Origin of the sequence: Mycolicibacterium mageritense (assembly GCF_010727475.1) — a bacterium.
GTDB classification, from domain to species: domain Bacteria; phylum Actinomycetota; class Actinomycetes; order Mycobacteriales; family Mycobacteriaceae; genus Mycobacterium; species Mycobacterium mageritense.
Genome location: NZ_AP022567.1, coordinates 207907 through 232876, shown reverse-complemented (window position 1 = coordinate 232876; position 24970 = coordinate 207907). Strand labels below are relative to the sequence as shown.

The 24970-nt window shown below is 65.9% G+C and carries 24 protein-coding genes, 1 tRNA gene and 1 pseudogene; 17 read left to right on the top strand and 9 right to left on the bottom strand.

The features are described 5' to 3' along the window. Positions 1-64: 64 nt before the first annotated feature. From G6N67_RS01150 to G6N67_RS01140, 5 genes and pseudogenes are all read right to left on the bottom strand, one after another. The gene (locus G6N67_RS01150) at positions 65-1828 is read right to left on the bottom strand and encodes a hypothetical protein (protein ID WP_235684100.1); all 1764 of its coding nucleotides are present in this window, start codon (positions 1826-1828) and stop codon (positions 65-67) included. Between the two features lie 51 nt (positions 1829-1879). Next, positions 1880-2278 (bottom strand): annotated as a pseudogene (locus G6N67_RS39605) (bifunctional DNA primase/polymerase); the annotation flags it as partial. 600 nt (positions 2279-2878) lie between these two features. Beyond that, positions 2879-3526, bottom strand: coding sequence for a hypothetical protein (locus G6N67_RS01145; RefSeq protein ID WP_131524846.1), 648 nt, complete (start codon positions 3524-3526; stop codon positions 2879-2881). After that, the gene (locus G6N67_RS39450) at positions 3523-3657 is read right to left on the bottom strand and encodes a hypothetical protein (protein WP_268951246.1); all 135 of its coding nucleotides are present in this window, start codon (positions 3655-3657) and stop codon (positions 3523-3525) included. The genes G6N67_RS01145 and G6N67_RS39450 overlap by 4 nt, the downstream gene beginning before the upstream one ends. A 256-nt stretch (positions 3658-3913) precedes the next feature. Further along, entirely contained in the window at positions 3914-4120 is a 207-nt protein-coding gene (locus G6N67_RS01140; RefSeq protein WP_036441017.1) for a helix-turn-helix domain-containing protein, read from the bottom strand. Between the two features lie 236 nt (positions 4121-4356). Here G6N67_RS01140 and G6N67_RS01135 point away from each other — a divergent pair, with 236 nt between their 5' ends. The 3 genes from G6N67_RS01135 (at position 4357) to G6N67_RS01125 (ending at position 6340) form a co-directional block, all read left to right on the top strand. Next, a complete protein-coding gene (locus tag G6N67_RS01135; RefSeq protein ID WP_235684098.1) occupies positions 4357-5547 on the top strand; it encodes a hypothetical protein in 1191 nt (396 codons plus the stop codon). A gap of 56 nt (positions 5548-5603) precedes the next feature. After that, complete coding sequence (locus G6N67_RS01130; protein WP_036441008.1) at positions 5604-5843, top strand: hypothetical protein; 240 nt, start codon at positions 5604-5606, stop codon at positions 5841-5843. A gap of 359 nt (positions 5844-6202) precedes the next feature. Next, the gene (locus tag G6N67_RS01125; protein ID WP_163642086.1) at positions 6203-6340 is read left to right on the top strand and encodes a hypothetical protein; all 138 of its coding nucleotides are present in this window, start codon (positions 6203-6205) and stop codon (positions 6338-6340) included. Here G6N67_RS01125 and G6N67_RS01120 read toward each other — a convergent pair. From G6N67_RS01120 to G6N67_RS01110, 3 genes are all read right to left on the bottom strand, one after another. After that, a complete protein-coding gene (locus G6N67_RS01120; protein ID WP_036441005.1) occupies positions 6337-7227 on the bottom strand; it encodes a hypothetical protein in 891 nt (296 codons plus the stop codon). The two genes, G6N67_RS01125 and G6N67_RS01120, sit on opposite strands and share 4 nt — an antisense overlap. A 57-nt stretch (positions 7228-7284) precedes the next feature. Continuing rightward, complete coding sequence (locus G6N67_RS01115) at positions 7285-7491, bottom strand: helix-turn-helix domain-containing protein (protein WP_036441002.1); 207 nt, start codon at positions 7489-7491, stop codon at positions 7285-7287. 422 nt (positions 7492-7913) lie between these two features. Then, positions 7914-7989 (bottom strand) — tRNA-Arg (locus tag G6N67_RS01110). Between the two features lie 103 nt (positions 7990-8092). Here G6N67_RS01110 and argS point away from each other — a divergent pair. From argS to G6N67_RS01070, 8 genes are all read left to right on the top strand, one after another. Beyond that, entirely contained in the window at positions 8093-9745 is a 1653-nt protein-coding gene (gene argS / locus G6N67_RS01105; RefSeq protein WP_036441000.1) for an arginine--tRNA ligase, read from the top strand. Continuing rightward, positions 9742-11166: a diaminopimelate decarboxylase gene (lysA, locus tag G6N67_RS01100; RefSeq protein ID WP_036440997.1), complete on the top strand. Its 1425-nt coding sequence runs from the start codon at positions 9742-9744 to the stop codon at positions 11164-11166. The genes argS and lysA overlap by 4 nt, the downstream gene beginning before the upstream one ends. Then, the gene (locus G6N67_RS01095; RefSeq protein ID WP_036440994.1) at positions 11163-12482 is read left to right on the top strand and encodes a homoserine dehydrogenase; all 1320 of its coding nucleotides are present in this window, start codon (positions 11163-11165) and stop codon (positions 12480-12482) included. Before lysA ends, G6N67_RS01095 begins: the two co-directional genes overlap by 4 nt. Then, entirely contained in the window at positions 12479-13558 is a 1080-nt protein-coding gene (gene thrC / locus G6N67_RS01090) for a threonine synthase (RefSeq protein ID WP_036440991.1), read from the top strand. Before G6N67_RS01095 ends, thrC begins: the two co-directional genes overlap by 4 nt. Before the next feature lie 15 nt (positions 13559-13573). Then, positions 13574-14527, top strand: a complete 954-nt coding sequence (gene thrB / locus G6N67_RS01085; RefSeq protein WP_036440989.1) for a homoserine kinase — start codon at positions 13574-13576, stop codon at positions 14525-14527. 319 nt (positions 14528-14846) lie between these two features. After that, positions 14847-16817, top strand: coding sequence for a transcription termination factor Rho (gene rho / locus G6N67_RS01080; RefSeq protein WP_036440986.1), 1971 nt, complete (start codon positions 14847-14849; stop codon positions 16815-16817). A 162-nt stretch (positions 16818-16979) separates the two neighbouring features. Continuing rightward, on the top strand, positions 16980-17702 hold the full coding sequence (locus tag G6N67_RS01075) for a DUF8817 family protein (RefSeq protein ID WP_235684097.1): 723 nt from the start codon (positions 16980-16982) through the stop codon (positions 17700-17702). Further along, entirely contained in the window at positions 17690-18292 is a 603-nt protein-coding gene (locus G6N67_RS01070) for a PadR family transcriptional regulator (RefSeq protein ID WP_036440983.1), read from the top strand. Before G6N67_RS01075 ends, G6N67_RS01070 begins: the two co-directional genes overlap by 13 nt. Here G6N67_RS01070 and G6N67_RS01065 read toward each other — a convergent pair. Beyond that, positions 18261-18890, bottom strand: a complete 630-nt coding sequence (locus tag G6N67_RS01065) for a TetR/AcrR family transcriptional regulator (protein WP_230023095.1) — start codon at positions 18888-18890, stop codon at positions 18261-18263. The two genes, G6N67_RS01070 and G6N67_RS01065, sit on opposite strands and share 32 nt — an antisense overlap. A gap of 126 nt (positions 18891-19016) precedes the next feature. Between G6N67_RS01065 and fadD1 the strand changes: the two genes are divergently transcribed. The 6 genes from fadD1 to G6N67_RS01035 all read left to right on the top strand — a co-directional run bounded on the left by fadD1 (position 19017) and on the right by G6N67_RS01035 (position 24891). Continuing rightward, positions 19017-20603, top strand: a complete 1587-nt coding sequence (gene fadD1, locus G6N67_RS01060) for a fatty-acid--CoA ligase FadD1 (protein ID WP_036440979.1) — start codon at positions 19017-19019, stop codon at positions 20601-20603. Between the two features lie 107 nt (positions 20604-20710). After that, positions 20711-20941: a 50S ribosomal protein L31 gene (gene rpmE / locus G6N67_RS01055; protein ID WP_036440976.1), complete on the top strand. Its 231-nt coding sequence runs from the start codon at positions 20711-20713 to the stop codon at positions 20939-20941. Positions 20942-21026: 85 nt separating this feature from the next. Next, positions 21027-22100 (top strand): peptide chain release factor 1, encoded by a 1074-nt coding sequence (gene prfA, locus G6N67_RS01050; RefSeq protein WP_036440973.1) that lies wholly within the window; start codon positions 21027-21029, stop codon positions 22098-22100. Then, the gene (gene prmC, locus G6N67_RS01045; protein WP_036440970.1) at positions 22097-22966 is read left to right on the top strand and encodes a peptide chain release factor N(5)-glutamine methyltransferase; all 870 of its coding nucleotides are present in this window, start codon (positions 22097-22099) and stop codon (positions 22964-22966) included. Before prfA ends, prmC begins: the two co-directional genes overlap by 4 nt. 28 nt (positions 22967-22994) lie before the next feature. Continuing rightward, positions 22995-23657, top strand: coding sequence for an L-threonylcarbamoyladenylate synthase (locus tag G6N67_RS01040; protein WP_036440967.1), 663 nt, complete (start codon positions 22995-22997; stop codon positions 23655-23657). A 7-nt stretch (positions 23658-23664) separates the two neighbouring features. Next, entirely contained in the window at positions 23665-24891 is a 1227-nt protein-coding gene (locus G6N67_RS01035; protein ID WP_036440964.1) for a glycosyltransferase family 4 protein, read from the top strand. Positions 24892-24970: the final 79 nt, after the last annotated feature.

Here is a 24970-nt window from a genome sequence, read left to right as displayed (position 1 = left end):
TTCCACCCTTCCACCCTTCCGGCACACGACGCGGGCACCGACCGACTGTGTTTGCTGGACGCGCTCACGCCAGCCATAACCGCGTACTTTCCTGGCCGTTGGTCGCGGTGAATTCTTCGCGTCGAATCATCCCGTTGTCGGCGGCGAACACAACGGCTTTGTCGAAGATGTCTCTGTTGGCGTTTCCTGCCGCAAGGTTCTTGCGCAACTTCGACAACGTCTGTCCGTCGTCGGTCTTGAGCTTGTCCCGAAGACGTTCGGCCATGCGGAACACCCGTTGCCGGTCTTCGGCGATCACGTCGGACTTGATGATCTCGCGTTCGCCTTCGGCGCGACCACGCGCGAGGTTCAGCTCTCGGGACTTCGACGCGAGTTCATCGCGCACCGCGTTGCGCGTGATGTTCGACATTGCCATCACGACGGCGGCGCGCTGCCAATCGGATTCCGTGATCTCGTGGCGTCGGCCTTCCAGCGCCATGAGCGCGGCAGCCACTTTCAACTGAACAAGCAACCGATGCCCGTCGAGCGGATCGACGCCGCCGAGACCGCGCCGGATCGCGCGCTGAACGTCTCTGATCTCGCGCTCGGCAATGGTGGGAACCGTCAGAATGTCGAACTCTGCCGGATCGGCGGGAACCGCAAGATTGGCGTTACGGTCGATATCCGGATCGACCAGCGCCGCCGAGTTGGTGCCGGAAATGCTCGAAGTGCCGTGTTCCCAACGGCCCAAATCGAGCACTGGCGGCGCGTCGGGTTCGACATCGGGCAAGTCGTGATCGACCGCCGAAAACCACACGAACCGCTGCGGCGTGCCGCCGTCTGCATCATCGAAGATCGGCGCGGCCCGCAACGGCTGAACGCCGAGACTCAAACACAGCCGGTATCGGTTGTCTTGCAGAATGATCCGCTTGTCATCGCCCGCGTAGTCCTGGCCGAGACGTTCGCCCGACCAGCCTTCGCGAAGGGTGCTCATGATGGTCGAACCGCTGCGGTTGCCGGTCGCGGCCAAAGTGTCCACTTCGGGGATCTGCGCCAGCACTGACCATTGCTTGCCGACTTGCACCCACCCGCTACCGCCCGCAAGTTTCGACTTGTAGGCGAAGCATTTCGCCAACCCTTCGCCGCTGCCGGGTTTGGACGGTTGGTAGTTCGGTTCGATCCGCAACCAATCGGCGCTGGCGCGCATTGACGCCGACTTGCTTTCACCGCTTTTGCCGACCAGCGCAACGAACAGATTCAGGCTGGCGACGCCGCCAACGATGGGCGGCAAGACGACGTTCGGCGGGATCGACGCAACGACGCGCGCCAGCGAGTTGCCCAACATGGACATAGGGCCGACCAGCCGAGATTGCGCGAACTGGCGTAAGTCGGACAGTTGCGGTGACGACGACCAGAAATCGGCCAGATCCGAACGAATCGATCCGAACGGATCGGCGTAGGTGTCGCGACTGACGCGCTGCCGGGTTTCGTTGGGATCGGCGATTTCGGCTTGCGCTGCCGCCCACCGAGCGATCCGGTCGAACTCTCCGGTTCCTCTGGTCTCCGGTTTGGCGCGGTAGAACGCGAGTTTGAGAGCGTCATACGCGGTTTGGGCACCGAATCGCCCGATGAGCGATTCGCGGAAAGCCCATGCCATGATTTTGGTCATCGAGTCGTGGCGAGACTCTCCGCGTTCAACCGCTGCGGCGAAACTCGTCAGATGGCCTTGCAACCCTCGCGGCTGATCGTCGCGGACGTGCGCGCCGAGAAACTTGGTCAGTTCGGCCGGCGTTTTGGGATCGTCGTTTTGCGCAGCGCTGGACAACAGACCGCGCAGCACATCGGGCAACGGCGGCAACTCGCCGGACTTGCGCCAGCGGTAGGAACCGCCTTTCGTGTCGGCGTCGGGGTGCGGTGTCGGCGCGAGAACGATCACGCCGTTGCTGCATCGGACTTCGCCCCATCGCCCGAATGTGCCCGCGCCGTTGCCGAACTCGTCTGGCTTGCACGCGAAAACGTAGTGTGCCCGCGCCGATCCGCCTTGGCGGGTTGTGTGTATCGCGCCGGTTTGCAGCGCCGTCCAAACGGCGTCGCTCATGTCGGCGGGCTTGTCGTCGCAATCGAGATCGAAAGCGATTGCGCCGGATCGGCCAACGTCCCACGCGATGCCCGCGCCGGGATTGTCAGAGAACCACTTTCGGATCTGCGCCCGGTTTCGACTTGTCTTGTCCTGCCAGCCTTTGCCGAGAATCGAACCGGGGTTCTTGATGTCATCGGCGCTGGTCGGTATCAGGTACATACCCGCGTTCGCGTAGGCCAGTGCGGCGGTTGGCGTGTCCTGTCCGGCCACGTCGGGGATCGCGGTCACGGCGTCGGCCTGGTCGTCGTCGGCGGGCATGCTGCCGCCGAAGATCGGCAGCGCGGCCAGCGTTGCGGCCAGGTCCGCGCGGCGCGTCGCCCAGCGTTGCGCTGTCTCGCAGTCGAACGCGCGGCGACGGCCACGGGATACTGGAATCGGCCCGGTCGCGATGATGTCGCGGGGATCAATTCGACCAACCGGGGGAAATTGCAAAACGCGCGCAGGTCTGTCGAGTTTGTCATTGACCTGTGGTGTAATGGTCATCAGTTACCTTTGTTGCGGGGTGGCTGCGGCGGGCCGATCTTGTGGGAATGATCGGCCCGCTAATTCTTTGCTCAATTTACCTACGGGGCTGTGAAATTGAGCGACCGACGCGGTATTCTCGAAAGTGCTTGTTCTGCGGTGACCGAACACCGTGATCGAACCCCGACCGGCTTTCCTCGTTTCCCCGGTCGGGGTTCGTCAGTTCTGGCTGAAATACACTGTGGTAGAGCGCATTTAGAGCACGGTCACCGACCCGTGAAGGGCGTTGCGCTTCGGTCATCCGAGCGTTTCCCAAGGATTCTGAATTCGTACATCTTTGATTTCGTAGTGTTTGACGAAATCGATCCAGCAGTCGATGCAGATTCTCGACAAAACGAGATATTCGCCATGTGCGAACGGAAACGTAAACGGACGATTCAGCATCTTTCCGCTTTTATCGGTGGGTGGCAGTTTGTGCCGTTTCGACATATTCATGTCGGACACGCAGTAGCCGTTTCCGCCCCAACTGCGGCGAAGATCGCACGCGATGTCACCGGCAACCGTGTCCAGCGCCGCGTCGAGAATGCCGGGAGTCGCCAGGGCGTAGCGTTCGCCCGGTCGCGTCGTGAAGATCACCCACGGCCCGCCGTCGTCGCCGTCGATCATCTGGCGATCCGCTGCGACGGCGTTTGCGGCGATCCGCGCCAGCTCGGGCAGGAACGAAACCGACTGATGCGCGGCTAGGAAGCCCGGCGCTTTCCGTTCGTAGTGCTGTGCGGCCAAACCATCGGCGTGCAACAGGCCAGACAGGATCTGTTCGGCCATAGCAGCCAGCGCGGGATTATCGGTTTCGCCGCTCAGGCTTGAGTCAGTCAGTGTCGAAAATCGACCGGTGATGTCTGCGCGCGTCGCTGCGCTGATCGGTCGTCTGTTGTCGTGGTTCATTTCGCGTAGCTTCCCGTGAGTGCGATTTTTGCGGCTTGTGTCATCGCGCGCCGTGCGCGTTCCTGTAGGTTGCGGTCGGCGGGCGCGAATGCGTAAGCGCGCCGGTCGATCTCGGCATCGAGTTCGACCAAACGGCGACGTTCACCGGCGAAAAGGTTCGCCAAGTTCCACCGGGATCGGTCGTTGCGGAACGCTGCGACGCGCGGACCTATGACTCGTCTGCCAAAGTCAATTGTCATGATTTACCCTTTCCACCTATTTTCACTTCACCGACACTTAGCGCGATTTCCACGCCAGACCGTGTGACCAACGAAAACAACAGGTCATAAACGGAGAGTTTGACCAGATCGACGGTCACTGAATTTCGGCGCTTTTCGATTCCGCGGCTCACGCGCTTTTGTCCGATTTTGAAATGAGACGAATCAAGTCGTCGCGACGGAATCGAAGCAGCCGCTTGCCGACTTTGTGGGCCGGGATCAACCCGTCACGGGCGTACCGTCGTATCGAATTCTGGCTTATACCAAGGAGTTTCGCGGCCTGCGCTGTGGTGAGCATGTCGCCCACTGCATCGAGCCGCACGCGATCCTGAGACATGAGAAACGGGCACCTTTCATTACCGATGGCCTCGCGGCCCGCGCGCTAGCCTGGCTCGCTCAGGTGTCCGTTTCAGGGTCCAGAATAGTGCATTGTGGACGCTATGTCACGAATGGCGCCCGTGGCGCGTGAATTGTCGGCGTGGCGTCTATACGCGGCCCCGCTCGCGCCATTCCGCCGAGTAAAATCGAGCCACCACGCGCGATAAACGCGCCTGAAAATGTGAGGTTCTGATAATGGCCGCGATTCTCGATTTCGCCGATTTCCCGATGATTGACGGCGTGCCGGTTCTACCGATCTTCGGCGGTGAGCAATCCGGCCAGATGGGCATCATCGCCGCTGGCGACGCGCTCGCGACGCACACCGCAGACGGCGTTGATCTGAACGCGATTTGGGCCGATCTGGTCGAAGCGTTCGACACGTGGAACGCGCATCGCACCGGCATTTCTGATCTGTTGGCGTTCCGCACCGTTCTGCCCGGTGAGGCTGTGCCACAGCAGATATCAAGCCCGAGTTTCGAGCAGCTCACCGAATACGGCGTGACCAACGCTGCGGGTGTGCCGAGTTCGGCGCTAGTGCTCGGATACGACTTTGACGACTTCGGCTTGCGGCAGTCGCTGACCTGGCGAGCACTTCGGGCCATGACGGCAGAACAGGTTTACGCCGTAATCAACGGCATCATGCACAGCGACAATCGTCTGGTTACCGGCACGATCCTGAAACGGCTGTTTGATCCGTCGCCGAAGACGAACAACGAGGGATACGTTTGCCGTGGCCTCTGGAATGCCGATGGTCAGTTCGTGCCGCCTTACCTCGGCAACGAGTTCGACCCGGCGACCACGAATCACTACATCAAGTCCAACGCGACGGCGGTTGATTCGAGCGATATCGAAGACGCAATCAGGATGATCCGCGCCAAGGGTTACGGTCGCGAAGCGGGTTCGCAGATTCTCATCCTGGCGTCGCAGATCGAAAGCGAGAATATCCAGACATTCCGCCAGGGCGAGGAATCGCGTGCGTCAAGCGGCATCATCGCGAAACACTCGTTCATCCCGTCGAAGAAAGCTCCGGCGTACCTCACTCCCGACAACATCGTCGGCGAAGCGATTTCCGGCGAGTTCCACGGAATCGAGTGCCTTGGTTCCTACGGTCCCGCGTGGTTGGTCCAAACCGAGTTCATCCCCGATGGCTACATCGCCGTTGTCGCGACTGGCGGGCCGAACTCGCAAAACAACGTGATCGGCGTTCGTGAGCATCCGGTCGAGAGCTATCGCGGCTTGCTGGCCGTACCTGGCAATACCGGTTACCCGATTCAGGACAGCCAATACATTCGGTCGTTCGGCGTCGGCGTGCGCCAGCGCGGCGCAGCGGTCGCGATCCAGATCGGCAGCGGCACCACCTACACCGCGCCGACCATCGCCCTGTAAGCGGTGATCCGGCGCAACGGTCGCGGTCTGCGAATCGCTGAAAGTAGGTAACCGCAATGGTTTTCGATAACGCGCGCGCCAATGCAACGCAAGAGCTCATCGACGCGATGCACGACGCGAAATCGCGCGGTGACCGTTTCGGCGCTTCGGAGTACGGACCGGGGCGAGCGCTCAACCGCGACGACGTTGCGCCGTTGGTCAATCGCGACCATCGGCGCAACTCGGCCCCACCACCGGTCGAAGTCACGTCGGCGCGTCCGCACGCTGGCCGACCTCGGCCCCGCCTGGCCGACTGACACCGGCCCCACGAACCGACGATCTGGGAGGAACGACGACATGGCGAAAAAGGGCAAAGGCAAACGCCGACCGCGCAGCAAGTCCGGTCGATTCACCAAGAAGCGCTAACGATGGCGAAACGTCGCACCTACAAGCGCAACCGCAAGGGTCAGTTTGCCTCTACGGCGAGCCGGTCAACGCGGGTCAAACGGTCGCTGCCGACGCGCGTCGTTCGCGGGTCGGTTCGTCAGAACGTGCGCGTTGGTCGCGTTGGTCCTGGCGGTCAGTACGCCGGTTTTCGCGCCGGTGTGGAACTCAAACCCCGCAGGGGCAAGGGTCGGTACTACGTCGGTGTCACAGCGGGCCGGAAGATCGCACATTGAGCGACACTTACCGGCCCGCCGAACCGCCGTATCCGCTGCAACCCGGCCCGATGCGTTACGGGCAGACCGTGCGCCCGTGGCGCAATCCCCGAAACGGCCAGAATCGGCCCGTCACGCCGACCCGTCCCGGCTAGCCGCGAACTTTGATGGTGTACGTCACCGGTTCGTGGTTCCAGATGTCCGACCAAGTGAAGTTGATCCGCTTTTCGACTCCATCGAGCTTCCAAGCAATCGACCTCGGACGTAGAACAGAACCCCGCAACGGGTTGCCGGGTTGTGCGTTGAACGTGGCCGCATCGCTTCGCCCGGTGTTGACGACAGTCATGCCGAAGCCCACGCCATTCAGGTTGACGATTCCGCCTGCGACCTCGCCGCCGCGACCCACGATGTGGTCGCCGAAGATAAACGGCCGAAACGAAACGTGGTGCGAAATGATGTCTTCGAAGCTGCCGAAGTCGTTCAGCATAAGATCTTTGTTGGATGGATCACCCGCGACGCAAAGCCCTTGGTCGTTCGGCCACATAACGCGACCAAGCAGAAGATCGACGCATTCCGGCGGGAACGGATTCACCGATTCGTCTCGTTGATGGGGGAACGCCTTGCCCATCACGTGGTTGAGAAGCAGTTTCAGCACCCACACTTGGAAGTCGTCGCCGGAAACAGTGATTTCGGCGGGATCGCCCCATTGCCCGGTTCCGCACTTGTAGGTAGTGGAGATATTGAAAAGGAACTTCGCAACCTCCAGAGCGGCATCGTCGGCGTTGTGAAGGGCGGTGTTGTGATTTGTGCACAGGATGTTGGTTACGAACTTCTTCGGAGATACGAACTCGCGGATTCCGCGCCCGTTGTCGTGCTTGACCGTCACATCGTCGTCGCCGAAGCTGTACAGCTTGATGATGCTATGGGTGATGAAGTGCTCACCAGAGATCTTGCGCGAGCATCCGCCATAGGTGTTTACGTAGCACTTCGGGTTTCGGTAGTTCGGATCGTCGTTCGCCGTGTTGGCGTCGGTTCCTGGCACATCTGCCAGTCTATTCTCCCGCGCGTCCAGCGAGCGTGAACCGATGTCGGCGGTCTCTCATTGATGTCCGCCCATCCGGTTTTTCGCAAGAAACGATTCGATCGAATCGCTGTCGATTCGAACAACTCTGCCGATCCTGTAACCGATCAGATGGCCATCGGCTACCAGTGTGCGAACCATGTTCGAAGTGACGCCGAGCCGCTTAGCGGTTTCTGTAGTCGAAATCAAATCGGCGGTTTTGGGTTTCGTCTGAGTTTTTGCCATTGCCACAATGAGCGCCTTTCATCGGCCCAAGCTTTTCGGTGGTGTGGCCGAACAGAACGGCAATGGCGCGCTCGCTTGGTGGGCCGAGCGGCAGAAGCCCTCTATGAATACGACATTAGCATGATTCGCGATATGCGCGAGACAATGCGAGACAGCACGAAATGCGCCATTGTTGACACCCCGCCAGGGCGGGTTGGTGCGTGGTGGTGTGTCGCCGGTCGGCCAGCTCGGGGCCGCTCGCTGGCGCGGATTGGGGCCGATGCTGGCCGCAAGATCGGCGGGCAGTCAGCAGGGCAGCGGGGCGGCTGGCGCGCGACCGGCAGCGCAGCGCCAGCAAACAGAATCGGGCACCGCAAACCGGTGAGGCATGGGTAACGGATAGGTAGGTCACCGCGTGAAACCCTGTTTTACCAGGTCAGACGTGGTGCCCCCGGCAGGATTCGAACCTGCGGCCTTCTGCTCCGGAGGCAGACGCTCTATCCCCTGAGCTACGGGGGCGCTCGCTGAAATCAGCTGCACCGATTGGGCGTGGATAGCGTAGCGCATCGGAAGCGGAATACGGATTCGGGGGAGCAGACCTCAGCCCATAGGATGGACCCTCGTGACCCCCGCCGACCTTGCCGACCTGCTCAAGGCCACTGCCGCCGCGGTGCTGACCGAGCATGCCCTGGACACCGCCGCGTTGCCCGACACTGTCACGGTCGAGCGTCCGCGCAACCCCGAGCACGGCGACTACGCCACCAACCTTGCGCTGCAGCTCGCCAAGTTGGTGGGTGTGAACCCGCGCGAGCTCGCCGGCTGGCTGGCCACCGCGCTGAGCAGCGCCGATGGGATCGCCGGGGCCGATGTCGCGGGCCCCGGGTTCGTCAACCTGCGCATCGAGGCGTCGGCGCAGGGCGTCATCGTCACCAACGTGCTGAGCGCGGGCGCGGGCTACGGAAACTCCACTGAGCTGGGCGGCGAAAAGATCAATCTCGAGTTCGTCTCGGCCAATCCCACCGGGCCCATCCACATCGGGGGCACCCGTTGGGCCGCGGTGGGAGACGCGCTGGGCCGGCTGCTCGCCACGCAGGGCGCCGGCGTGACGCGTGAGTACTACTTCAACGACCACGGCGCCCAGATCGACCGGTTCGCCCGGTCGCTGGTCGCGGCGGCCAAGGGTGAGCCGACGCCTGAGGACGGCTACGCGGGCACCTACATCAACGACATCGCCGCGGCCGTGCTGGCCCAGCGGCCCGACGCGCTGAGCCTGCCCGCCGATCAGCAGCAGGAGGCGTTCCGCGAGGTCGGCGTGGACCTGATGTTCACGCACATCAAGGAATCCCTGCACGAGTTCGGCACCGACTTTGACGTGTACACGCACGAGGACTCGATGCACACGTCGGGGCGTGTCGAGCAGGCCATCGCGAAGCTTCGCCAGACGGGCAACATCTACGAGAAGGACGGCGCAACCTGGTTGCGCACCACCGAGTTCGGTGACGACAAGGACCGCGTCGTCATCAAGAGCGACGGCAACCCGGCTTACATCGCGGGCGACCTCGCCTACTACCTGGACAAGCGTCAGCGTGGCTTCGACCTGTGCATCTACATGCTCGGCGCCGACCACCACGGCTACATCGCCCGGCTCAAGGCGGCCGCGTCGGCGCTCGGCGACGACCCGAACACCGTCGAGGTGCTGATCGGGCAGATGGTCAACCTGGTCCGCGACGGGCAGCCCGTCCGGATGAGCAAGCGCGCCGGCACCGTCATCACGCTCGACGATCTGGTCGAGGCCATCGGAGTCGACGCCGCCAGGTACTCGCTGATCCGCTCGTCGGTGGACACCCCGATCGACATCGACCTGGCTTTGTGGTCGAGCGCGTCCAACGAAAACCCGGTCTACTACGTGCAATACGCCCACGCGCGGTTGTCGGCGCTGGCCCGTAACGCCGCCGACCTCGGCGTCACGGCCGACACCGCGCACCTGGACCTGCTCACGCACGACAAAGAGGGCACGCTGATCCGCAACCTGGGCGAGTTCCCTCGCGTGCTCAAAGCCGCTGCGGCGCTGCGTGAGCCGCACCGCGTGTGCCGGTACCTGGAGGATCTGGCCGGTGACTACCACCGGTTCTACGACGCCTGCCGGGTGCTGCCGCAGGGCGACGAAGACCCGAGTGAGCTCAACGCTGCACGGCTCGCGCTGTGCGACGCGACGCGTCAGGTCATCGCCAACGGTCTGGCGATCCTCGGCGTCAGCGCCCCGGAGCGGATGTGAACGCGCACCCCGCCGGTCCTCGCCACGCCGAGGAAATCCACCACCCCGGCGCGCCCGCAAAGCCGTCCGGGCCCGACGAGATCCTGCTGCTGGCCCCGAATGTGTGGCCGCGCAACCTGGTTCGCGGAACAGACGGTGTGGTGTCGATCGCCGGTGTGACGGTGACGGACCTCGCGGCGCAGTTCGGGACTCCGTTGTTCGTGATCGACGAGGACGACTTCCGGTCGCGCTGCCGCGACATCGCCGCGGCATTCGGGGGCGGCGAGTACGTGCACTACGCCGCGAAGGCGTTCCTGTGCAGTGAGATCGCGCGCTGGGTCGACGAGGAAGGGCTCGCGCTCGACGTCGCGACCGGCGGTGAACTGGCCGTGGCGCTGCACGCCGGCTTCCCGCCGGAACGAATCACGTTGCACGGCAACAACAAGTCGATCAGCGAGCTCACCACCGCGGTCAAGGCGGGCGTCGGCCACGTGGTGCTGGACTCCATGATCGAGATCGAACGGCTCGATGCCATCGCAGGCGAGGCCGGCGTCGTCCAGGACGTGCTGGTGCGGGTCACGGTCGGGGTCGAGGCGCACACCCACGAGTTCATCTCCACCGCCCACGAGGATCAGAAGTTCGGGCTGTCCCTGGTCACCGGTGCCGCGATGGACGCCGTGCGGCGCGTATTCGCCACCGACAACCTGCGTCTGGTCGGCCTGCACAGCCACATCGGCTCGCAGATCTTCGACGTGGACGGTTTCGAGGTCGCGGCCCACCGCGTCATCGGCCTGCTGCGTGACGTGGTCGCGGAATTCGGGGTCGAGAAGACCTCGCAGATGTCGATCGTCGATCTCGGTGGTGGACTGGGCATTTCCTATCTGCCGCAGGATGACCCGCCGCCGATGCAAGACCTGGCCGACAAGCTGCTGAACATCGTCAGGTCGGAGTCGGCCGCAGTCGGGCTGCCCGCGCCCAAGCTCGTGGTCGAGCCGGGCCGCGCGATCGCCGGGCCGGGCACCATAACGCTGTACGAGGTCGGCACGGTCAAAGACGTGGCCGTCAGCCCCACCGCCCACCGGCGCTACGTCAGTGTCGACGGCGGCATGAGCGACAACATCCGCACCTCGCTGTACGCCGCGGAGTACGACGCGCGCCTGGTGTCGCGGGTCAGTGACGCGCCGCCTGCGCTCGCACGTATCGTCGGAAAGCACTGTGAGAGCGGCGACATCGTCGTGCGCGACACCTGGGTGTCCGACGACATCGCCCCCGGCGACCTGCTCGGCGTGGCAGCGACCGGCGCGTACTGCTATTCGATGTCGAGCCGGTACAACCTGTTGTGCCGCCCCGCTGTGGTGGCCGTCCGCGACGGCAACGCACGACTGATCTTGCGACGGGAGACCGTCGACGACCTACTGAGTTTGGAGGTGGCAGGCCAATGAGTGAGAAGCCCATCGGCGTAGCGGTATTGGGTTTGGGCAATGTCGGCAGTGAGGTCGTGCGGATCATCACCGAGAGCGCGCCGGACCTCGCGGCCCGCATCGGCGCTCCGCTTGAGCTGCGTGGCGTCGGCGTGCGCCGCGTGTCCGACGATCGCGGCGTGCCCGCCGACCTGCTGACCGACGACATCGACGCGTTGGTGCGCCGCGACGACGTGGACATCGTGGTCGAGGTGATGGGCCCGGTCGAGCCGGCCCGCAAGGCCATCCTGGCCGCGCTGGAGCAGGGCAAGTCGGTGATCACGGCCAACAAGGCCCTCATGGCGCAATCGACCGGCGAGCTGGCCCAGGCCGCCGAAAAAGCCCGCGTCGACCTGTATTTCGAGGCCGCGGTGGCCGGCGCCATCCCGGTGATCCGCCCGCTTACCCAGTCGCTGGCCGGGGATTCGGTGCTGCGCGTGGCAGGCATCGTCAACGGCACCACCAACTACATCCTCTCCGAGATGGACAGCACCGGTGCGGATTACACCGCGGCGCTGGCCGACGCGAGCGCGCTCGGCTACGCCGAGGCCGATCCGACCGCCGACGTGGAGGGGTACGACGCCGCGGCCAAGGCCGCGATCCTGGCGTCGATCGCGTTCCACACCAGGGTCACCGCCGACGACGTGTACCGCGAAGGCATCACCAAGGTCAGCGCCGAGGACTTCGCCTCGGCGCGCGCGTTGGGCTGCACCATCAAACTGTTGGCGATCTGCGAGCGGCTCACCACCGACGAAGGCAAGCAACGGGTTTCGGCGCGGGTGTACCCCGCACTGGTCCCGTTGACCCATCCGCTGGCCGCGGTCAACGGGGCGTTCAACGCCGTCGTGGTCGAGGCCGAGGCGGCCGGCCGGCTGATGTTCTACGGCCAGGGTGCCGGCGGCGCTCCGACCGCGTCCGCGGTGATGGGTGACGTGGTGATGGCCGCGCGTAACCGGGTGCAGGGCGGCCGCGGGCCGCGCGAGTCGAAGTACGCCAAGCTCAAGATCGCCCCGATCGGGTTCATCCCCACTCGCTACTACGTCAACATGAACGTCGCGGACCGCCCGGGCGTGTTGTCCGCGGTGGCAGCGGAATTCAGTAAGCGTGAGGTCAGCATCGCCGAGGTGCGCCAGGAAGGCATGGTCGACGAAGGTGGCCAGCCGTGCGGGGCCCGCATCGTCGTGGTGACCCACCAGGCCACCGACGCGGCGCTGTCGGAGACTGTCGAGGCGCTGGCCGATCTCGACGTGGTGCTGACCATCAACAGCGTGCTTCGTATGGAAGGGACAGACGTATGAGTTCAGCACAGGCGGTGCACCGGCCGTGGCCGGGCCTGATCGAGGCCTATCGCGATCGGCTGCCGATCGGTGACGACTGGACGACCGTCACCCTGCTCGAAGGCGGCACCCCGCTCATCCACGCCAAGAGGCTGAGCGAACACACCGGCTGCACAGTGCATTTGAAGGTCGAAGGGCTCAACCCGACCGGGTCGTTCAAGGACCGCGGCATGACCGTCGCCGTCACCGAATCAGTGGCCCGCGGCCAGCAGGCGGTGCTGTGCGCCTCGACCGGCAACACGTCGGCGTCGGCCGCCGCATATGCCGCGCGCGCCGGGATCACCTGCGCGGTGCTCATCCCGCAGGGCAAGATCGCGATGGGCAAGCTCGCCCAGGCGGTCATGCACGGCGCCAAGATCATTCAGATCGACGGCAACTTCGACGACTGTCTGGAACTCGCGCGCAAGATGACCGCCGACTTCCCGACGATCGCGCTGGTGAACTCGGTTAACCCCTACCGCATCGAGGGGCAGAAGACCGCCGCGTTCGAGATCGTCGACGCACTCGGCACCGCGCCCGACGTGCACTCGCTGCCGGTCGGCAACGCGGGCAACATCACCGCGTACTGGAAGGGCTACACCGAGTACCACCGCGACGGCCTGTCCGATCGGCTGCCCCGCATGCTGGGCACCCAGGCCGCGGGCGCGGCGCCGCTGGTGCTCGGCGAGCCGGTCAAGGAACCCGAGACCATCGCGACCGCGATCCGGATCGGGTCGCCTGCCTCGTGGAACTCGGCCGTGGAGGCCCAGCAGCAGTCCAACGGACGTTTCCTGGCGGCCACCGACGAAGAGATCCTCGCGGCCTACCACCTGGTGGCGCGGGCCGAGGGCGTGTTCGTGGAGCCGGCGTCGGCGGCGAGCATCGCCGGTCTGCTCAAGTCGATCGAGGACGGCTGGGTCGAGCGTGGTTCGACCGTGGTGTGTACGGTCACCGGCAACGGCCTCAAGGATCCGGACACTGCGCTGAAGGGCATGCCCGCAGTCACCGCCGTTCCGGTGGATCCCGTGGCGGTCGTTGCCGAACTCGGTCTGGTCTAGCGGAAGCAACACACGGTGACACACACTCTGCCGGTCGGAATCGCCTCCACCGCTGTCGTCGCAGCGTCGAGTGCCAACCTTGGGCCCGGCTTCGACAGCCTCGGGCTCGCGCTCAGTCTCTACGATGAAATCGTCGTAGAGACAACGGAATCCGGCCTGCAGGTGGAGGTCGAGGGCGAAGGGGCCGGACAGGTTCCGCTGGATGCTTCGCACCTTGTGGTGCGGGCCATCGAAGCGGGCCTGCGGGCGACCGGGTTCTCCGCGCCGGGCCTGATCGTGCGTTGCCGCAACGACATTCCGCATTCGCGAGGGCTCGGCTCCTCGGCAGCTGCCGTGGTGGGTGGCCTGGCTGCGGTGAACGGCCTTGTCACACAGGTCGGTTCGGAGCCGATGACCGAAGCGCAGCTGATCCAGCTGTCCAGCGAGTTCGAAGGCCACCCGGACAACGCGGCCGCGGCGGTGGTCGGCGGCGCGGTGGTGTCGTGGACCGAGGAGGGCGCCGGCCCCGGCGGCCAACCGCGATACTCGGCCGCGTCGGTCCGTCTGCACCCCGACATCAGGCTGTTCTCGGCGGTGCCCCAGCAGCGGTCGTCGACCGCCGAGACGCGGGTGCTGCTGCCCGAACAGGTCAGCCATGTCGACGCGCGGTTCAACGTCAGCCGGGTCGCGCTGCTCATGGTCGCGCTTTCCGAGCGGCCCGATCTGCTGATGGCGGCGACCGAGGATGTGCTGCATCAGCCCCAGCGTGCGGCCGCGATGCCGGCGTCCGCGGAATATCTGCAGATCCTGCGGCGTTCTGGTATCGCGGCAGTGCTTTCCGGCGCCGGACCTTCGGTGCTCGGACTCAGCTCGCAGGTGGGTCTACCAGCCCAAGCCTTGGAGTACGGCGCTGCCAACGGGTTCACCGTCCGGGAGATGTCGGTGGGGTCTGGTGTCCGCTGGACTTCGGGTGTGGCAGCGCGGGCCTGACCAGACTGATGAGTGGTTGCCCGGCGCAACAGTCGCCACACGCGCAGCACCGGCGTTGCTTGATTCCTGTACGAAAGCGCGTTATCCTCGCTGTCGTCCAGCAATCGCAGCGTCTCTGCCTGCGTCGACACCAGGACGACCACCCAATCTTCTTGTGTTCTATTCGTGGACTGACGGTTCGCCGTTTGACGGTGAATCCCGGCGACCGCCGTTGCGCACGCGACGGTGTGAGCTTTGCGTTCAGTGGTTGAGCTGAATGCGACTTGACCTTTGGGGAACCCTCGCGCGACGCAATCAGCGAGGGAAAGAAAGGAAATCCGTGACCGAAACGGACCTCTTCACGGCTGACAGCAGCACTGACAACACCGCGGTTGCCACCCCGGAAACGCCTGCCGCTGCGCCGTCCGCACCTGCTTCCGACACCGCACCCCGCGCCGCCGGCCGGTCTGCGTCGCTGTCGACCATGGTGCTGCCAGAGCTGCGTGCCCTGGCCAAGGAAATCGGCGTGGAGGGCGCGTCGGGGCTTCGCAAGAGCGAGCTCGTCGCCGCCATCCGTGCGCACCGGGGCGAGGCCAACGGCCGATCCGCCCAGGCCGGTGAGCAGACCGCCGCGGCCGAGACCGCCCAGGACCAGCCCGCTCCGCGGCGTGAACGTCGCGGCGCGTCTCGCAAGGCGGGTGCTCCTGCCGCGGATGCCGCCGCGCCTGCCGCGGCCGACACCGGTACCGACAAGACCGCCGAAAAGGCGGCCGAGCCCGCCGCAGAACCTGCCGAGCGCCAGGAAAAGCGCGAACCGCAGGAGAAGCAGGGCAAGTCCGAGCAGCCCGAGAAATCGGAGAAGCCGGCCAGGGCCGAACGGCAGGCCGACAAGTCCGACCGGCAGGACGCCCAGGACAAGAAAGACAAGCAGGATCGCCCTGCCGAGGCGCGGGACCGCCAGGACAAGCAGGACAAGTCCGGCGATCAGTCCGATCAGCAGGGTGACCAGCAGAATCGTGGCGGCGGTAACAACGCCGGGGACGACGACGGAGAGGGCCGTCAGGGCCGGCGTGGCCGTCGGTTCCGCGACCGCAGGCGCCGTGGCGAACGCGGCGGCGAAGGCGGCGGCGGCAACGAGACCGAACTGCGCGAGGACGACGTCGTGCAGCCCGTCGCGGGCATCCTCGACGTGCTCGACAACTACGCGTTCGTGCGCACGTCGGGCTACCTCGCCGGGCCCAACGACGTGTACGTGTCGATGAACATGGTCCGCAAGAACGGCCTGCGCCGCGGTGACGCGGTGACCGGTGCGGTCCGGGTGCCCCGGGAAGGCGAAGGCGGCGGCCAGAATCCGCGCCAGAAGTTCAACCCGCTGGTGCGGCTGGACACCGTCAACGGCGGTTCGGTCGAGGACGCCAAGAAGCGGCCCGAGTTCAGCAAGCTGACCCCGCTGTACCCGAATCAGCGGCTGCGGCTGGAGACCACCACCGAGCGGCTCACCACCCGTGTGATCGACCTGATCATGCCGATCGGCAAGGGTCAGCGTGCGCTGATCGTGTCGCCGCCGAAGGCCGGTAAGACCACGATCATGCAGGACATCGCGAACGCGATCACCAAGAACAACCCGGAATGCCACCTCATGGTCGTGCTCGTCGACGAGCGCCCTGAAGAGGTCACCGACATGCAGCGCTCGGTCAAGGGCGAGGTCATCGCCTCGACGTTCGACCGGCCGCCGTCAGACCACACGCAGGCCGCCGAGCTGGCCATCGAGCGGGCCAAGCGCCTGGTCGAGCAGGGCAAGGACGTCGTGGTGCTGCTGGACTCGATCACCCGGTTGGGCCGTGCGTACAACAACGCGTCGCCTGCCTCGGGCCGCATCCTGTCCGGTGGTGTTGACTCGACCGCGCTGTACCCGCCCAAGCGTTTCCTCGGTGCGGCGCGCAACATCGAGCACGGCGGTTCGCTGACCATCATCGCCACGGCGATGGTCGAGACCGGTTCGACCGGCGACACCGTCATCTTCGAGGAGTTCAAGGGCACCGGTAACGCCGAGCTCAAGCTGGACCGCAAGATCGCCGAGCGTCGGGTCTTCCCGGCCGTCGACGTCAACCCGTCCGGCACCCGCAAGGACGAGCTCCTGCTGTCCCCGGACGAGTTCGCGATCGTGCACAAGCTGCGTCGCGTGCTGAGTGGCCTCGACCCGCACCAGGCCATCGACCTGCTGATGAGCCAGCTGCGCAAGACCAAGAACAACTACGAGTTCCTGGTCCAGGTCTCCAAGACCGCGCCAGGCAACATGGACGCCGACTAACCCACGACGCCCACGCAGAAAGCCCCGCCACCCGGCGGGGCTTTTCGCGTTTTTCGGTCCCGTTTTCCCGCCGAGCAGACGTGGCGGTACCCGGTTTCGCGCTAAATCGGGTACCGCCACGTCTGCTCGCGTTTGGTAGTCAAAGTTGAGTACCATCGAGCTGTGACTGCCGCGACAACCATCCCGATGCTGCCGTGCCTCGCGCCCGAGTCGACTGTCGAGTTTTTCGGGGCACTCGGATTCGATACGTCGGACCGGCAGACCAAGCCCTACCTCTACCTGGCCTTCGCGCTGCCCGACGCGCCTGAGATCCAGGTGCATTTCAAGGATCCGGCCCCCACGCTGAACCCGGCCGATGAATTGTCGGGTGGATGTCTGGTGATGGTCGACGAGGTTCGCGGCTTCCACGAGGTGTTCAGTGCGCGGTTGCGCGCGCATTACGGCCGCATCCCCGCCTACGGGCTGCCGCGGATCACCCGGCTGCGACCCAACCAGAGTCGATTCAGCATCTTCGATCCGTCGGGCAACTGCATCGCTTTCGTCGAGCGCAGTGAGCACGACATCACCTACGGCGGTTCGGAGAACCTCTCCGGCTTGGCCAAGGCCCTCGACAACGTCGCGATCTTCCGGGATTTCAAGCTGGACGACGCGCTCGCGGCCAGGGCGCTGGACGCCGCACTGCGCAGGCATCGGGATGGTGCGCCGCGCCTGGACCTGATCCGGGCACTCGCCGACCGGGTCGAGCTCGCGGTTGCGCTCGGCGACGACGCGACCGCGGATTCCGTTGGGGCCGAGCTTGATTCGATGTCGTTGACCGACGCGGAACGAGCCGCTGCGGCGACCGAGCTGACGGCGATCACCGAGCTGCGTCGATGGCTGGAGTAGCCGCGCCGACCGTTCGGCTGCTGGTGCTCGGCGTGGTCCGTACCCGCGGTCGGGCGCACGGGTACGCGATTCATCGCGAGCTGATGTCGTGGCGCGTCGACACCTGGACAGCGGTCAAGCCGCCGTCGATCTATCACGCCGTCAAGCAACTCGACCGAGAAGGGCTGTTACGCGCCGCGGCCCCGCAAGGCAGCCCGCGCGGCCCGGCGAGGGTCGAGTACCTGATCACCGCGGCCGGGCAGGCCGAATTCGTGCGGCTCCTGGAAGCCGCGCTGACCAGTCCGGACATCGAGGAGTTCGGCGCGGGTATTGCGTTCATGCGGTGCCTGCCGCGGGCGGGGGTCGAAGCTCTGCTGCGCACACAGCGTCGAACCGTCGAGTCCATCGGCGATCAGCTGCACGACATGAAGCCGAACTGGCCGGATCCCGGAGAGCCGCCGCATGCGCAACACCTGCTGGATCTCTGGCGGGCGACGTTCGCGGCCACCGCCGGATGGACGGCGGGCATGCTGGACCGGATCGCGGCGGGGGAGTTCGAATTCGCCGACGACGCCGAGGTCAGCTCTGGGCCTGCGCCGGATCGGACTTGAGGCCGGGCATCACGTAGCGCCGCAGATGCATGAGCACGGAATCGAAATCACTGGCGTCCAGTTGCTGGCCCGGGACGGTCGCGAATGACAGCAGTACCCGGGCAACCCATTCCGAGGCCTCCGCGATGTCGGTGTCGGCATGGATCTCCCCGGCGTCGCGGGCCGCCACCAGATAACGCGACCAGAACTCGGCCAGGTCGGGCACCAGGCCCTGCACGCCGGCGCCCGCGCACGCCGCGAACTCGTCCGGTTCCTCCATCCGCAGCTTCATCAGCAGCGCGCCGGGATCGTCGTATGCGGTGCGGCCGTGCCGGATACCGGCTGCGATCTGCCGATCCAGGCCCTCGTACTGCTCCAGCATCGCGTGCGCCTCCGACCAGTACGCCTCGTTCAGCCGCACGATCGCCGCGCCCAGCAGCGTCACCTTGTCCGGGAAGTGCCGGTAGAGCCAGCCGCGCGACACCCCGGCGGCCTCGGCGACCTCGGAGACCGTGGTCGCGCGAATGCCCTTGGTGCGCAGACACACCTCGGCGGCGTCGATGAGGCGATCGCGCACATTCCTGGGTGGCTTCGTGTTGGTCAACGAGGCTTCAGTCAACGGGGCGGCTCCTGGTCCTGGGGACTGGGTCAGTAGATGATTCTGCCAAGGCCTCGACGCTACCGAACCGCGCCATGGCCATGGTAGACAGATTTCTAGATCTGTTCACTAGCTCTGGGGGTTGCCGTGGCCGACACGCTGCAGCAGTTGCTCCGCGAACGCGGCACGCAGGACACCGTCGCGATCAGATACGGCGACCGCAGCTGGACCTGGCGCGAACACATCGCGGAAGCTCGCAGGCACGCGGCCACCCTGATCGCCCGTGCCGACCCGTCCCGCCCTTTGCATGTCGGCACCCTGCTCGGCAACACCCCGGACATGCTGACCGCACTGGCCGCGGCCGCGCTGGGCGGATACGTGCTGTGCGGGATCAATGCCACGCGGCGGGGCGAGGCCCTGGTCCGCGACATCAACCGCGTCGACTGCCAGGTACTGCTGACCGACGCCGAGCATCGCGACCTGCTCGACGGCCTCGATCTCTCCGGCGTCACGGTCATCGACGTGTCGACCGCGTGGCTGCGTGACGAGCCGCTGATTCCGCACCGCGAGGTCGGACCCGACGACACCTTCATGATGATCTTCACCTCAGGTACGAGTGGTGAGCCGAAAGCCGTTGAGGTGCCTCATGCCATGGTGTTGTTCGCGGGCACGGCGCTCGTCGAACGATACGGCTTGACCAGCGACGACGTGTGCTACCTCGCCATGCCCCTGTTCCACTCCAATGCCGTGTACGCGGGCTGGAGCGTGGCGCTCGGGGCCGGCGCGGCCATGGCGCCCGCGGCATTCTCGGCATCTGGATTCCTGCGCGACGTCCGGCGCTACGGCGCCACCTACATGAACTACGTCGGCAAGCCGCTGGCGTACATCCTGGCGACCCCGGAAAAGGCCGACGACCACGACAATCCGCTGCGCATCGCATTCGGCAACGAGGCCGCCGACCGCGACATCGAGGCCTTCGGCAAGCGTTTCGGCTGCACCGTGTGGGACGGCTTCGGCTCGACCGAGACCGCGGTGATCATCACACGTCCCGACGACTGCCCGCACGGATCGATCGGCAGGGGATTTCCCGGTGTCGCGATCTACGACCCCGAAACCATCACCGAATGCGCAGTCGCCGAGTTCGACGACAACGGCGCGCTGACCAATGCCGACGCCGCGATCGGCGAACTGGTCAACACCTCGGGTGGCGGGCTGTTCCGCGGCTACTACAAGGACCAGGGCGCCACCGACCAGCGCATGCGCCACGGCATGTACTGGTCCGGTGACCTGGCCTACCGCGACGCCGACGGCTGGATCTACCTGGCCGGCCGCACCGCGGACTGGATGCGGGTCGACGGCGAGAACCTCACCACCGCGCCGATCGAGCGGATCCTGCTCCGGCTGCCCGCGATCAACCGCGTCGCGGTGTATCCCGTGCCCGACGAACACGTCGGCGACCAGGTGATGGCCGCGATCGTGCTGCAGGACCGGGCCACCCTGAGCCCAGCAGAGTTCGAGGAGTTCCTCGCCTGCCAACGGGATCTGTCACCCAAAGCCTGGCCGCGGTACGTCTGGATCGCCGAGGATCTGCCCGTCACGGCGACCAACAAGATCCTCAAACGCGAGCTGGTCGCCCGTGGTCCGGACGCTGACGGCCGGCTGCTGTGGCACCGTGTGGGTTCGGCCTTCGCGGTGGCCGGGCAGGGGAATACCGCCCCGTCATCACGCGTTTAGGATGCTGGCGGTTGACCTGGCATAATGGACCGCTGACCCTCGGTCCCGGTTCACGTCCCCGCGCATTAGATCGGTGGGCGACCCGGGCCAACGAATGAAGAGGAACCATGAAAACAGGCATTCATCCTGAGTACGTCGAGACCACTGTGCACTGTGGTTGCGGCAACACCTTCACCACCCGCAGCACCAAGCAGAGCGGCCAGATCGTGGTCGAGGTCTGCTCGCAGTGCCACCCGTTCTACACCGGCAAGCAGAAGATCCTCGACAGCGGCGGCCGCGTGGCGCGCTTCGAGAAGCGCTACGGCAAGCGCAACGCCAAGGCTGCTGCCGACAACTAGCTACGTCAACGGCGCCCGATCTGTCGCATTCGCGTCAGATCCGGGCGCTGTTCTCGTTTCAGGACCAAACTCGGAGGAGGCCGACGTGACAGACACCGCTCCCGCGATCGAGGCGATCCTCGCCGAGCACGCCGACCTCGAGCGTCAACTCGCCGATCCGAACCTGCACGCCGACGCGTCGGCGGCCCGCAAGGTCGGCCGCCGGTTCGCCCAGGTGTCCCCGATCGTGGCCACCTACCGCAAGCTCGAAGCCGCGCGTGGCGACCTCGAGGCGGCACGCGAGCTGGCCGCCGACGACGCCAGCTTCGCCGACGAGGTCGACGAGCTGACTGCCAAGGTCGCCGAACTCGACACCCAGCTGACCGACCTGCTCGCGCCGCGCGATCCGCACGACGCCGACGACATCGTGCTCGAGGTGAAGTCCGGTGAGGGCGGCGAGGAATCGGCCCTGTTCGCCGCCGACCTGGCGCGCATGTACATCCGGTACGCCGAGCGGCACGGTTGGACCGTGACCATGCTCGGCGAGACCAGTTCCGACCTCGGCGGATACAAGGACGCGACCCTGTCGATCCGGAGCAAGGGCGATTCGGCCGACGGCGTGTGGTCGAAGTTGAAGTTCGAGGGCGGCGTGCACCGCGTGCAGCGGGTGCCGGTCACCGAGTCGCAGGGCCGCGTGCACACCTCGGCGGCCGGTGTTCTGGTCTATCCCGAACCCGAGGAAGTCGAGCAGGTGCAGATCGACGAGTCCGATCTGCGCATCGATGTCTACCGGTCGTCGGGCAAGGGCGGGCAGGGTGTGAACACGACCGACTCGGCCGTGCGCATCACGCACCTGCCCACCAACATCGTCGTCACGTGCCAGAACGAGCGCTCGCAGCTGCAGAACAAGGCGCGCGCCATGCAGGTGCTCGCCGCGCGGCTGCAGGCGCTCGCGGAGGAGAAGGCCGAGGCCGACGCTTCGGCCGACCGGGCCAGCCAGATCCGCACGGTCGATCGCAGCGAGCGCATCCGCACCTACAACTTCCCGGAGAACCGGATCGCCGATCACCGGATCAACTTCAAGGCGCACAACCTCGACCAGGTGCTCGACGGCGACCTCGACGACCTGTTCGACGCACTGGCCGCGGCCGACAAGCAGTCCCGCCTGCAGCAGGTATGAGCCAACCCTCGGGGGACGGCCGGGCCCGGCTGCGTCAAGCGATCGAGGCTGCGACCGCGGCGCTGGCACACGCGGGTGTCGGTTCGCCGCGCGTCGACGCCGAACTGCTGGCCGCGCATGCCGCAGGCACCGACCGGACCCGGCTGATGTTCCTCGATGATCCCGGCGAGCAGTTCGAGCGGGTCTACGGCGAGCTCGTGGCAGCCCGGTCCCGGCGCGTGCCGCTGCAGCATCTGGTCGGAACCGCCGCATTCGGGCCGCTGACGCTGAGTGTCGGCCCAGGGGTCTTCATCCCGCGGCCGGAAACCGAGGCCCTGCTGGAATGGGCTCTGAAGCAACAGCTTCCGCGGAACCCCGTCATCGTGGACCTGTGCACCGGTTCTGGCGCGCTGGCGCTGGCGCTGGCTGCGCACCGACCGGATGCCCGGGTGCTGGCCGTCGAGGATTCGCCGGCGGCCCTCGAATTCGCCCGTCGCAATGCCGTGGGGACGGGCGTCGAGGTGGTGGACGCCGATGTCACCACGCCAGGACTCATGCCGGAACTCGACGGCCGGGTCGACCTGCTGGTCTCCAATCCGCCCTACATCCCCGACGCCGCGGAGCTGGAACCCGAAGTGGCCCAACACGATCCGGCGCACGCGCTGTTCGGCGGCCCCGACGGTATGGCAGTGATCGGGCCGATCGTTGGGTTGGCGGCGCGCTGGCTGCGGGACGGGGCGTGCTGCGGTATAGAACATGACGACACCACGTCGGCGCGCACCGCCGCGGCATTCGCCGGCAACGGCGGCTTCACCGACGTGACGGCGCACCGTGACCTGGCCGGGCGACCCCGCTTTGTCACCGCGACGCGGACTGGGCCAAGCTGAAGTTCATGTGCACCTGCGAGGAGCTGAGATGACCGAGGTGTTCGACTGCTCCGATCCCGAGCAACGGGCCACCGGCATCGCGTCGGCGGTCAGCGCCGTCAAAGGCGGTCGGCTCGTGGTGATGCCCACCGACACGGTGTACGGGATCGGCGCGGACGCGTTCGATGCAGACGCCGTGGGTGCCTTGCTCGCGGCCAAGGGCCGGGGTCGCGACATGCCTGTCGGTGTACTGGTGGGTTCCTGGACGACGATCGACGGCCTGGTCTATTCGGTGCCGCGCACCGCACGCGAACTCATCCGAGCGTTCTGGCCCGGGGCGCTGAGCCTCGTGGTGCACCAGGCGCCGTCGCTGCAATGGGATCTCGGCGACGCGAACGGCAGTGTCATGTTGCGGATGCCCCTGCACCCGGTCGCGATCGAACTGCTGCGCGAGGTCGGGCCGATGGCCGTCTCCAGCGCCAACGTGTCCGGCAGGCCCGCGGCCAACACCGTGACCGAGGCGCGGGACCAACTCGGCGACCTCGTCGAGACGTATCTCGACGGCGGGCCGTCGGAACGACAGGCCGCCTCGACCATCGTCGACCTCACCGGCGCACACCCCCGGATCCTGCGGGAAGGCCCGATCAGCGCCGCGGATGTCGCCAGGGTGCTCGACGTCGACGCCGCGACACTCATTCCAGTGACGGAGTGATCTCAGCTTGCTGCAGTACGGTGCACCGGTGATCACGGCCGGCGTCCAGAGTCATGCCGCGAATCTCCTCGCGTTGACGGACCGCGGCGCCGGTGTCCCGCTGCGTGAGCTCGCGCTGGTGGGCCTGACAGCGGCCATCATCACGTACTTCGCCACCGGCTGGGTCCGTGTCGTGGCCATCCGGCTCGGTGCGGTCGCATATCCGCGCGAACGCGACGTCCACGTGCAGCCGACCCCGCGGATGGGCGGTCTCGCGATGTACGTCGGGGTCGTGGCCGCCGTGCTGCTCGCATCCCAGTTGCCCGCCCTCACCAGGGGGTTCGTCTACTCGACGGGTATGCCCGCGGTCGTGGTGGCGGGTGGCCTCATCATGGCGATCGGGTTGATCGACGACCGGTGGGGTCTCGATGCGTTGACCAAGTTCGCCGGTCAGATCACCGCGGCCAGCGTGCTGGTCACCATGGGCGTGGCCTGGAGCGTGCTGTACATCCCGATCGGGGGAGTGGGCACGATCGTGCTCGATCAGGTCTCGTCGATCTTGCTGACCCTCGCGCTGACCGTGTCGATCGTCAACGCCATGAACTTCGTCGACGGGCTCGACGGCCTCGCGGCCGGCCTCGGGCTCATCACGGCGCTGGCGATCTGTGTGTTCTCTGTGGGGCTGCTGCGCGATCACGGCGGCGACGTGCTGTTCTACCCGCCCGCGGTGATCTCGGTGGTGCTGGCCGGGGCATGTCTGGGCTTCCTGCCGCACAATTTCCACCGGGCCAAGATCTTCATGGGTGATTCCGGCTCGATGTTGATCGGGCTGATGCTCGGCGCGGCGTCGACCACCGCGGCCGGCCCCATCTCGCAGAACGCCTACGGTGCGCGCGACGTGTTCGCGCTGTTGTCGCCCTTCCTGCTGGTGGTTGCCGTGATGCTGGTTCCCGCCTTGGATACGTTGCTGGCGATCGTCCGCCGTACCCGGGCCGGCCGCAGCCCGCTCAGTCCCGACAAGATGCATCTGCACCATCGGCTGCTGCAGATCGGGCACTCGCACCGGCGGGCCGTGCTGCTGATCTACCTGTGGGTGGGCATCATCGCGTTCGGTGCGGCCAGCACGATTTTCTTCGATCCGCGGTACACGGGCGCGGTCATGGCGGCGGCGATTCTCGTCGCGATCGTGGTGACTCTGATTCCGCTGTTACAGCGCGGCGGCGACGCCGTCGACGGGGAGTACGACGAAAAGTAGTAGGCCCCGTTTTAGGCTGCCTACCATGTGGTACGGTGCTGGCAGAACCCGAAAAACCTCGCGGGTTGCCGGCCCGGCC